The sequence below is a fragment of the Nisaea nitritireducens genome (assembly GCF_014904795.1).
GTDB lineage: Bacteria > Pseudomonadota > Alphaproteobacteria > Thalassobaculales > Thalassobaculaceae > Nisaea > Nisaea nitritireducens.
In genome coordinates, this window is the sequence record NZ_JACZFS010000017.1 from 228,267 (window position 1) to 238,112 (window position 9,846).

Below are 9,846 nucleotides of genomic sequence, written 5' to 3' on the forward strand. Positions count from 1 at the left end.
ACCCTGCCTAGAGACCGGCAATGGCGCTGCGCCGCTCCATGATAGTGGTGTTGCGCCATTGCCCTTCCATCGGGCCGTAGGTCATTTTCGCGATCCGCTCCCGCGTGCCGAGGATACGGAATCCATAGGCTTCATGCAGTCGGATACTGGCTTCATTCTCCGGGAAGATGCTGGTTTGCAGGGTCCAGAAGCCGGCCTGCTCAGAATGCTCGATGAGGTCCTCAAGCAGCTTCCTGCCGACCCCCATGCCGCGTGCCTCCGGCGCGATATAGATGCTGTGTTCCGCAACCCCGCGATAAACGGAACGGCTCGAGATCGGCGTCAGACCGACCCATCCTACGACAACACCGTCAGCGAGCGCGACCAGCCGGCATTCAGAGAGATATTTCGCATCGAATGCGGGCCAGTCCGGCGCCGTCACCTCGAAGGTCGCATGACCGGTATCGATCCCGGCCTGATAAATCGCAAGCACCCGCTCCGCGTCGCCCGTCTCCATGGCGCGCAGGCTGACCACCTTATTGTTCATCTCTCAGCCCCGCTCCAGCGTGACGAAACTGTGTGCAGGCTTATCGCCCTCGGCCGGGTGGTCTTCCCGCTCTGTCTCGTGCCACTCGGCACGATCGAAATCGGGGAAACGGGTTTGGCCCTCGGCATTAACATGGATTTCCGTCACATGCAGGCGTTGCACCTTGTCGAAGGCCTGCCGGTAAATCTCGGCGCCGCCAAAGACGATAATCTCGTCGACGCCGTCCGTCAGCGCCACGCGGCGGGCAAGATCCAGCGCCTCGTCAAGATCATGCAACACCTCAATGCCCTCAGCCTTGAAGCCACGCTCACGGGTGACGACGATATTTGTCCGGCCCGGCAAAGGCTTGCCGATCGATTGATAGGTCTTGCGGCCCATCACCAGGGGCTTGCCCATGGTCATCCGCTTCACCCGCTTCAGGTCCGCCGGAAGATGCCACGGCATCTTCTCGCCATCCCCGATCACCCCGTTGTCGGACATCGCGACAACGATGACCGGAACCGGGAACTGCACAACCTTATCGTCCATGCCCATACCTAAACTGCGACCGGTGCGGCGATATGCGGAGCGGCCTCGTAGCCGGTAAGGTCAAAATCCTCAAAGCGGAAAGCGAACAGGTCTGTGACCTCCGGGTTGATACGCATCGTCGGCAGCTTGCCCGGCACGCGTTGCAACTGCTCGCGCGCCTGCTCGAAATGGTTCTGGTAGAGATGAGCGTCCCCCAGGGAATGCACAAATTCGCCGGGCTTTAGGCCGGTCACCTGTGCCACCATCAGGGTCAGCAACGCGTAGGAGGCAATATTGAACGGCACGCCAAGAAAGATATCCGCGCTGCGCTGGTAAAGCTGGCAGGAGAGCTTGCCGTCCGCGACATAGAACTGGAACAGGCAGTGACACGGCGGCAGCGCCATCTGCGGCACGTCCGCCGGGTTCCAGGCGGTGACGATCAGACGCCGGGAATCCGGCCGATCCCGCAAATCGTCGAGCAGAGTCTGGATCTGGTCGATGGTCCCGCCATCCTTGTCCGGCCATGAGCGCCACTGGTGGCCGTAGACCGGTCCGAGATCGCCATTCTCGTCAGCCCACTCATTCCAGATCCGGACGCCGTTTTCCTGCAGATAAGCGATATTGGTATCGCCCGCGAGGAACCAGAGCAGCTCATGAATGATGGATTTCAGATGCAGCTTCTTGGTGGTCAGAACCGGAAAGCCGCGGGACAGATCGAAACGCATCTGATGGCCGAAAATTGACCGCGTCCCGGTCCCGGTCCGGTCGCTCTTGTCGGTGCCTTCCTCCAGCACTTTGGCCATCAGATCGAGATATTGCCGCATGGATAGACAGTCCCGTCACACTCATTGAGAAACGGCACATATTGTGAACCGGGCGCCGTCTAACGCAAGGGATTGCAGACCAGGATGGCAATGACGATTGACAGAGTGCTGAATCCGCTCGCACTTTTGGTCCAATATCCGTTCGCATCGAAACCGGACCGGGACACCGACCATGCGGGAAAGCCGCGACTCCCTTCTGGCCGACTGCCAGCAGCTCATGGCCAATGGAAAGTGGAACGAGGCGCGCTCCCGTCTGGAAAATGCGTTCGCGGCGGCGCCGACCGATGTTCTTATTGCCTATAGCCTGGCAACGGCCTGCCGTCTTTCGGGCATGACGGACCGTGCGGCCCAGCTTTTCCAGGCGATCCACACAACCCTCCCTGATATGGCGGAGGCAGTCATCGGACTGGCGCACAGCCTTGCCGAACTCGGCGCTTCTGAACAAGCGAATGACGTCCTACGACGTGCGATCATCAGATCGCCAAGCATAGCGCCTGTCTATACAGCATACGGTGAAATAGCCCTGAAATCGGGGAACATTCATCAGGTTGAACCCGCCTTTAGCCGGGCGGTCATTATTGTTCCGGCTTCATCCAAAGCGCAGTCAAACCTGGCGGAAATTCTAAGCCAGCAAGAACGCTTCTCAGAAGCGGAGCCGCATTATCAAAGCGCCTTGCAGGCCAATCCGGAAAATCAGCAATTACGTCTCAATTACGGGGTTCACCTCCTCTCTCAAGGAAAAGTCAGGGAGGGTTGGGCATATTACGAGGCAAGGCTGTCTTCGCAGATATCCAGCGCCCCGGTGAGATCGATTTCAATACCGCGCTGGGACGGAACCTGCCCCGAAGCACATAATATTCTGATCCTGAACGAGCAGGGTCTCGGCGATGAGTTGCGGTTTGCGGCTATGCTGCCGGAACTCTCCAAGTTAGCCCGAAGCATCACCTTGGAATGCGACCCTAGACTAGTTGGCCTTTTCGAGAGATCCATCCCAGCCATCCGGGCACACGGGTTCTCCAGGCATAAAAGGAGCGGTCGCGGACATTTTTCTTATGCCTGGCTTCCGGAATCGGGAGGTCCCGATTGCTATGTCGAGATTGGCAGCTTACGCCATTTTGTAGGAGAAGGTCTTCGGCCCCAGCGCAATGACTGCGGCTTCTTGATCCCCCGCATGGATCTGACGCAGCAGATCGGCAATCATCTCCGGGCCCAGGCTGCGGGACGGCATATCGTCGGCGTTTCTTGGACTAGCGGCTCACAAACCTTCGGGCGCGGAGTTAATTACCCACCTCCATCAGCATGGCGCGACTTGCTCGACTTGCCCAACACGTTGCTCGTTTCACTTCAGTATGGCGAAACGGAGGAAATGATCGCAGAGTTTGAAGAAGCGACGGGGCACAAACTTTACAGAATCGCGGGTCTCGATCTGCGCAACGATCTTGAAAGCCTTGCTGCGCTGGCATCCAGTCTCGACCTGATGCTTTCGGTTGGAAATTCGACTGCGGCGATCGTCGGCGCCGTCGGCACAAAAACGATTGAGTTTCTGACCTCGGGCGGCTGGGTACCTCTATCCGGAGACCGAGACAGCTTTATAGGCGCGATCCGGAGGATCAAGCAGACCAGACTAGGCGACTGGGCCAGATCTATGATTATTGCAAAGAGCCTCGCGCTCGAAATATTGGAAAACCACTAATTCCTCGAAACATCTCGCAACTCTCCTCTTTTTCCTGAGACAACAAGCGCCTATATTGAGCGTGTCGGGCAACCGACTATGGCGATAAACGGCCTGTGGAATAGGCATTGCGGACCCGGGGGCGGTACCCGGCGCCTCCACCAAAGATTTCCGGTTTCTCGACCGGCTCCTTGGGGGCGAAATAGGATCGACGCGTGTAGTAAAGACAGAACTTTCGCTCGGCATGGTACCACCGATATCGGGCCATTATAGTAGTTGCAAATGACAACAACTATGCGGAAGCACGTCTCGCTGCGTAAGCAGTCAGATGTCTTCATTTAAGTCCTAAGGGTTCGCACCTTTAGGCGGGGTTTGGGGCGCACCTGGCAACAGAAGCGTCCCGCTGAATTTGAGTGTGCTGACGGACGAATACCGGGGGGAATTTTGGAAGAGCCTTTCCAATACGATATGATGGTGGATGAGGCGCTGCGCGGCGTTGTCCGGCGCGCGCTGAAGCAGGTTGCTCAGCACGGCCTCCCCGGAAACCACCATTTCTACATCACCTTCAAGACCCGGGGAGAAGGCGTTTCGATACCTCCCTATCTGCTTGAAAAATACGCGGACGAGATGACCATCGTGCTCCAGTTCCAGTTCTGGGATCTGGAAATCGAGGAAGAATTCTTCAGCGTCGCGCTCAGCTTCAACGATGTCCGCGAGAGACTCGTGATTCCGTTCCCGGCGATCACCGGGTTTGCCGACCCGTCCGTGAAGTTTGGCCTTCAGTTCCAGACGCTGGAAGAAGGCGAGCTCAGCGAGACGGAGCTGCTTGAAGCGTCCGACGACGAGACCGATGATCCATTGCCAGAAAGTGAAGACGACGGCGCAGCCATGGGCCAGGTCGTTTCCCTCGATACTTTTCGGAAGAAGAAATAAGTCCGGCTGTCGCGCCGCGGTAAAGACCGGACACATTTCGGCGGAAGCGGCCTCGCTTCCGCAAGAGAGATCTATGCTGGAGAATAACCAAAATGGCCGACTTCAATTTCACCGAGATGTTCCCGCTTGCGGAGGACACGACGGAGTATCGTAAGCTCACCGGCGATTATGTCGGTGTGGAAAAGTTTCGCGGCCAGGACATCCTGACCATCGAGCCAGAAGCTTTTACGCTACTGTCGGAACAGGCCTTTCGGGATATCTCCCACCTGTTGCGCCCCGCGCATTTGCAGCAACTGCGCAACATCCTCGAAGACAGTGAAGCGACCAATAACGACAAGTTCGTTGCCTATGAGTTGCTGAAGAATGCGGGCATTTCCGCCGGCGGCGTACTGCCGATGTGCCAGGACACCGGCACCGCCATCGTGATGGGAAAAAAGGGCCAGAACGTCTTCACCGGTTTCAATGAAGAAAAGGCCATCGCGAAGGGCGTTTACGACGTCTACACGAAACACAATCTGCGCTACAGCCAGATGGCGCCGCTGGACATGTTTACCGAGAAGAACACGTCAAACAATCTGCCGGCGCAGATCGAGCTTTATGCGACCGAAGGCGATGCCTACAAATTCATGTTCTGCCAGAAGGGCGGCGGCTCGGCGAACAAGAGCTTCCTGTTCCAGGAGACCAAGGCGATCCTTAATCCGGACGCGCTGATGAAGTTCCTGGACACGAAGATCCGCACGCTTGGAACAGCAGCATGTCCGCCCTATCACCTCGCCATCGTGATCGGCGGCCCCTCGGCCGAATTCAACATGAAGACGGTGAAGCTGGCCTCCACCAAGTATCTCGACGGCCTGCCGACCAAGGGCAGCGAGTCCGGCCACGCCTTCCGCGATGTGGAGATGGAACAGCAGGTCCTGAAGATGACCCAGGACATGGGCATCGGCGCGCAGTTCGGCGGCAAATATTATTGCCACGACATCAGGATTATCCGCCTGCCGCGTCATGGCGCTTCTCTGCCCGTCGGCATCGGGGTCTCCTGCTCCGCTGACCGCCAGTGCTTTGCCAAGATCACCAAGGACGGCGTTTTCGTCGAGCGGCTGGAAACCGATCCGTCCAAATACATGCCGGATATCGATCCGAGCGAATTTGAGGGCGATGTCGTCAAGATCGACCTTGGCCAGCCGATGGATGAGATTCGCAAGACGCTAAGCCAGTACCCGATCAAGACCCCGGTCTCCCTCTCGGGCACGATCATTGTTGCGCGGGACATCGCCCATGCGAAGCTGAAGGAACGGATCGACAGCGGCGAAGGCCTGCCGGATTACGTCAAGAACCACCCGATCTATTACGCTGGCCCGGCCAAGACGCCGGAAGGCTATGCCTCGGGCTCTTTCGGTCCGACCACGGCTGGCCGGATGGACTCCTATGTCGATCCCTTCATGGCGGCCGGCGGCAGCTTCGTGATGCTGGCCAAGGGCAATCGCTCTCCCCAGGTGCGTGAAGCCTGCAAGAAGTACGGCGGTTTCTATCTCGGCTCCGTCGGCGGGGCCGCTGCCAAGCTGGCACTGGAAAGCATCAAGAAGGTCGAGGTTCAGGAATTTCCGGAGCTCGGCATGGAAGCGGTCTGGCGGATCGAGGTCGAGGATTTCCCTGCCTTTATTGTCACGGACGACAAGGGCAATGACTTCTTCTCCAACATCTGACGATCAGGCGCACATGACTGCACCCGATTTTCTGGTGAACGGGCCGGCGGATGCGCCGGCCTGTTTCGTTCTGGCCCATGGCGCCGGAGCACCGATGGACACACCATTCATGAATCAGGTCGCGGAAGGCATCGCCGCGGTCGGCTTCCGGGTTCTCCGCTTCGAATTCCCCTATATGGCAGGCAGGCGAACTGGCGGCAGCAAACGGCCACCGGACCGGCAACCGGTTCTTCTGGAATGCTGGCGGAACGCCATTGCGGCAGCAGCAGGGAGCGGCCCCCTCGTCATCGGTGGGAAATCCATGGGCGGCCGCATGGCGAGCCTTGTCGCCGATGACACCGGCGTCGATGGGGTGATCTGCCTCGGTTATCCATTCCATCCGCCAGGCAAACCGGACAAGCTCCGCACGGAGCATCTCGAAGACATCACCTGCCCTACCCTGATCCTGCAGGGAGAGCGCGACCCGTTCGGCACCAGGGCCGAGGTCGGCACCTACCGCCTGTCCGAAGCGATTACGCTCGAATGGATCCCGGACGGCAATCATGACCTCGCGCCACGGAAAGCCTCTGGCCATACGCGTGAGTCAAACATGGCGGCAACAGTGACAGCCGCAATAACATTTCTGGAAATGGTAGCCCGAAGCCGGATGGCTTAGTGGTGGGCCTGCGGCTTTTGATCGACAGACGCGCTGATCAGTTCAGCCGGTGACGGGATCTGCTTATCTAACGCGGGAAGCTGCAATTCATCAGCGCTTGTACGGTAGACGATATAGGCGTTCGCCATCCAGCCGCCGACCACAACCGGGCCAACCAGAATAACAGCTAAAGTGACCAGAGCGACCACGCGCACAGCTGATCGGAAAAGCGCTTCCGCAACACTGTCTTCTGTCTGTTCCCAAACGGCCACTGATCAAATCCCGCCCTGAGAAAGCCCTTACGCAAGCGGCTGAAGGGCGCCCCCACAATCAACAAGTGAAATCCACACTAGCAGAAAGAAATGCAACCCTCAATGCTATGTCGCAATACATTGCCGCAAGTACCACAAATCACACAATTTTCTACAACCAGAGATGTGCATACCAGGGCAACCCCAAACAATGCGAATAAACACATAGACAGTCATATTTTAAAGTTGTCCTAAAATTTCATTAACAAAAAGTAAGCGTATTGCCAGCAGGCCTATCCGTTCATTAAGCGGCACCGCGCAAGAAATAACTGCTGGGGACCAACCTCTGGCGACAACTTAACAGTCATAAATCGCGTCATGTTGACGCAGGCTTATTGTCTTTGAGGATACAGGAGCATCATTCAGAGCAGAAAAAATCGGCGGATCTGGCATCGACTTCCGCACTAATTCCAAACCAATTCGGGCACAAATTGACGCGATCGGAAACCGCGCAGCGACTGTGTCACGAGAGGAAGCAAAACCGCCTCGCCGCCGTTCGGGTGAGTTCCGTCACACCGGCCGCGCTCCCCAATCCGTTCACAGCTTACAAACGGCTGCAAAAATGCTATATTATAAGTTGAGATGAACAGAGTGCCGGGCAGGTTCGATTGCGGCACCATTAGCGAGAGCGTGTAGCCATGGCTATCAACAACTCGATCAACACCAATGTCGGTGCCTTCTCGGCGCTGCGGAATCTGAATTCCGCGCAGAACGATCAGGGCCGTACACTAAACCGTATTTCCACCGGCCAGAAAGTCTCGGGCGCGCTGGATCAGGCGTCTCTGTTTGCCATCGCGCAGAGCATCCGCGGCGAGCTCAGCAGCAATGCTGCGGTTCAGCAGGGCCTGAACCAGACGTCAGGCGCGGTGAACGTCGCCACTGCGGGCGCGACAGCCATCTCAAACCTGACTTCCGATATTCAGGGCAAGCTGGTCGAACTTTCAAACCCTGCGAACACGACTGAACAGCAAGGCATTCTCCAGAACGATCTGGATGCGCTCCTCGGGCAGGCCCAGGGCTTTGTCGATAACAGCACTTTCAACGGAACCAATTTGCTGGAGTCTGGCGCCGGAGATCTGAACACGCTTCAGAACGGTGACGGCGATGTGCTGACCGTTTCAGGTCAAGGATCGGTTGCGGATAGTCTGGCAACGCTGGCGGCCGCAGATTTCAGCGATCCCGCCGCGGTTCTTGAAAACGAGTTCACGGCCTTCCAGTCATCCTTGAATTCTTCTCTCGGCGAACTGGGCGCAAGTTCCCGCCGCATTATCTCGCAGAACGATCAACTGCAGGGCATTGCGGATGCGACCGAAGAAGGTCTCGGCAATATTGTCGATGCAAATCTCGGTCGGGAAGCGGCCCAGCTTGCGGCAGATCAGGTCCGCGGTCAGCTGAGCGCGCTGTCGCTCGGCATCGCCAACCGCAGCCCGCAAGCCCTCCTCGGCCTGTTCCGGTCTTAAGGGGCTCGCGCCGCATCGCGCACCAATATCTGCAGACATCAAATAGCGCCCCGCCGAACGACTGATCGGCGGGGTCTTTTCGTTTAGCGGACCACAAGGACCGAACAGTTGGCATGGCGCACCACCCGCGCCGCATTCGGCCCGAGCAGGTAATCCTTCAGTGCCGGGCGATGCGAGGCAATGATAATGAGATCCGCCTCTATCTCCTTCGCCGTCAGGAGCACCATTTCATACACCGTGCCCTGCCGAACGATGTGTTGAACCTGCATTCCCTCCGGAACGCGCTCCGCGACAAGCGCGTGCAGACGCTTGTTCGCCTCCTTCATCACTTTTTCGGTGTGGTCCTTCGGGAAATACTGCCCGACGAGGCTCATTCCGAAATCCGGCACCACGGTCATGACCGAAAGGGTCGCCCCGTGCGTCTCGGCATTGGAGATGGCCAGTGGCAGCGCCTTGCTCCACGAATCCTTGTCATCCAGATCAACTGTCAGAAGGATATGTTTGTACATTGTTTCTCTCTTTCCTAGACAGCTTCTACCCGGCGGCGACGCAGCCGTTGCAGGAGAATAACCAGAACCATCAGACCGACAGCGGGAATGAAGAACAGCTCTTTCGGCAAACGGTCTGCCGGCGTCATGACTTCAGTGACCTGCCAGTCGAAATCGATCCCGGCTTTTTCAGCGGGACTGCTGAAGCCGAGATTGTCGACCAACGCCTTGCCGTCCTCGAACCGCATTTCCAGCCCGGCAACGTTCGCCAGCCTGTCCGCTCCGGGCCCTGCCTCGCCCAGCGGCAACAACACAGCCTTGGAGACGATAGTGCCATCCACGGTTTCACCCTGCACCATCAACCGGATATCACCGCCTGCCGGAATGGACTCGGCAACCCCATAGATCCCGGTCGGATCATGCTGAATAAATGGCGGGTCGATCTGATCGAGCCAGAAGCCCGGACGAAACAGCGTAAAGGCAACCAGCAGAAGGGCCGCGGATTCCCACATCTTGTTCCTGACCAACAGGAACATCTGCGTCGCCGATGCGAACATCAGCATGGCGAGAACTGCGGTCGTAACGGTAAGGATGAAATGAAACACCCCGTCGATCCCGATCATCAGCAACTGGGTGTTGAAGATGAACAGGAACGGCAGGATCGCAGTCCGGATATCGTAGGCAAAGCCCTGCAGGCCGGTCTTGATGGGATCGCCGCCCGATAGAGCGGCGGCGGCGTAAGCCGCCAGCCCCACCGGTGGCGGATCGTCCGCCAATATCCCCAAAAA

Annotated in this window: 11 protein-coding genes and 1 other RNA gene; 6 read left to right on the forward strand and 6 right to left on the reverse strand. The window is 57.8% G+C overall.

Annotation, left to right across the window (positions count from 1 at the left end):
* Positions 1 to 7: 7 nt before the first annotated feature.
* From IG629_RS07360 to IG629_RS07370, 3 genes are read right to left on the reverse strand one after another with little or no spacing between them, the layout of a single operon-like run.
* Positions 8 to 526, reverse strand: coding sequence for a GNAT family N-acetyltransferase (locus tag IG629_RS07360; protein WP_193171308.1), 519 nt, complete (start codon positions 524 to 526; stop codon positions 8 to 10).
* Positions 527 to 529: 3 nt separating this feature from the next.
* Positions 530 to 1,054, reverse strand: coding sequence for a dihydrofolate reductase (locus IG629_RS07365; protein ID WP_193171309.1), 525 nt, complete (start codon positions 1,052 to 1,054; stop codon positions 530 to 532).
* A gap of 8 nt (positions 1,055 to 1,062) precedes the next feature.
* The gene (locus tag IG629_RS07370; protein ID WP_193171310.1) at positions 1,063 to 1,857 is read right to left on the reverse strand and encodes a thymidylate synthase; all 795 of its coding nucleotides are present in this window, start codon (positions 1,855 to 1,857) and stop codon (positions 1,063 to 1,065) included.
* Between the two features lie 172 nt (positions 1,858 to 2,029).
* Between IG629_RS07370 and IG629_RS07375 the strand changes: the two genes are divergently transcribed.
* From IG629_RS07375 to IG629_RS07395, 5 genes are all read left to right on the forward strand, one after another.
* Positions 2,030 to 3,550 carry a tetratricopeptide repeat protein gene (locus tag IG629_RS07375; RefSeq protein WP_193171311.1) on the forward strand — a complete coding sequence of 507 codons (1,521 nt, stop codon included), beginning with the start codon at positions 2,030 to 2,032 and terminating at the stop codon, positions 3,548 to 3,550.
* Between the two features lie 24 nt (positions 3,551 to 3,574).
* Positions 3,575 to 3,934, forward strand: a transfer-messenger RNA (tmRNA) gene (ssrA, locus tag IG629_RS07380).
* 39 nt (positions 3,935 to 3,973) lie between these two features.
* Positions 3,974 to 4,462 (forward strand): SspB family protein, encoded by a 489-nt coding sequence (locus IG629_RS07385; protein WP_404923541.1) that lies wholly within the window; start codon positions 3,974 to 3,976, stop codon positions 4,460 to 4,462.
* A 92-nt stretch (positions 4,463 to 4,554) separates the two neighbouring features.
* Positions 4,555 to 6,165 (forward strand): fumarate hydratase, encoded by a 1,611-nt coding sequence (locus tag IG629_RS07390; protein ID WP_193171312.1) that lies wholly within the window; start codon positions 4,555 to 4,557, stop codon positions 6,163 to 6,165.
* A gap of 13 nt (positions 6,166 to 6,178) precedes the next feature.
* Positions 6,179 to 6,820 carry an alpha/beta family hydrolase gene (locus IG629_RS07395; protein ID WP_193171313.1) on the forward strand — a complete coding sequence of 214 codons (642 nt, stop codon included), beginning with the start codon at positions 6,179 to 6,181 and terminating at the stop codon, positions 6,818 to 6,820.
* Here IG629_RS07395 and IG629_RS07400 read toward each other — a convergent pair.
* Positions 6,817 to 7,071, reverse strand: coding sequence for a hypothetical protein (locus tag IG629_RS07400; RefSeq protein ID WP_193171314.1), 255 nt, complete (start codon positions 7,069 to 7,071; stop codon positions 6,817 to 6,819). The genes IG629_RS07395 and IG629_RS07400 overlap by 4 nt on opposite strands.
* Positions 7,072 to 7,748: 677 nt before the next feature.
* Here IG629_RS07400 and IG629_RS07405 point away from each other — a divergent pair.
* Positions 7,749 to 8,570: a flagellin gene (locus IG629_RS07405; protein WP_193171315.1), complete on the forward strand. Its 822-nt coding sequence runs from the start codon at positions 7,749 to 7,751 to the stop codon at positions 8,568 to 8,570.
* Positions 8,571 to 8,653: 83 nt separating this feature from the next.
* Here IG629_RS07405 and IG629_RS07410 read toward each other — a convergent pair whose 3' ends face one another.
* Both IG629_RS07410 and IG629_RS07415 read right to left on the reverse strand, forming a co-directional pair.
* Positions 8,654 to 9,079, reverse strand: a complete 426-nt coding sequence (locus tag IG629_RS07410; RefSeq protein WP_193171316.1) for a universal stress protein — start codon at positions 9,077 to 9,079, stop codon at positions 8,654 to 8,656.
* 14 nt (positions 9,080 to 9,093) lie between these two features.
* A partial coding sequence (locus tag IG629_RS07415; protein WP_193171317.1) for a DUF3394 domain-containing protein occupies positions 9,094 to 9,846 on the reverse strand: 753 nt, incomplete at its 5' end.

What these genes read in the sequence shown, in the direction of transcription:
- IG629_RS07360 (WP_193171308.1), bottom strand. Translation starts at nt 526, where the DNA reads ATGAACAATAAGGTGGTCAGCCTGCGCGCCATGGAGACGGGCGACGCG.
- IG629_RS07365 (WP_193171309.1), bottom strand. Translation starts at nt 1,054, where the DNA reads ATGGACGATAAGGTTGTGCAGTTCCCGGTTCCGGTCATCGTTGTCGCG.
- IG629_RS07370 (WP_193171310.1), bottom strand. Translation starts at nt 1,857, where the DNA reads ATGCGGCAATATCTCGATCTGATGGCCAAAGTGCTGGAGGAAGGCACC.
- IG629_RS07375 (WP_193171311.1), top strand. Translation starts at nt 2,030, where the DNA reads ATGCGGGAAAGCCGCGACTCCCTTCTGGCCGACTGCCAGCAGCTCATG.
- IG629_RS07390 (WP_193171312.1), top strand. Translation starts at nt 4,555, where the DNA reads ATGGCCGACTTCAATTTCACCGAGATGTTCCCGCTTGCGGAGGACACG.
- IG629_RS07395 (WP_193171313.1), top strand. Translation starts at nt 6,179, where the DNA reads ATGACTGCACCCGATTTTCTGGTGAACGGGCCGGCGGATGCGCCGGCC.
- IG629_RS07405 (WP_193171315.1), top strand. Translation starts at nt 7,749, where the DNA reads ATGGCTATCAACAACTCGATCAACACCAATGTCGGTGCCTTCTCGGCG.
- IG629_RS07410 (WP_193171316.1), bottom strand. Translation starts at nt 9,079, where the DNA reads ATGTACAAACATATCCTTCTGACAGTTGATCTGGATGACAAGGATTCG.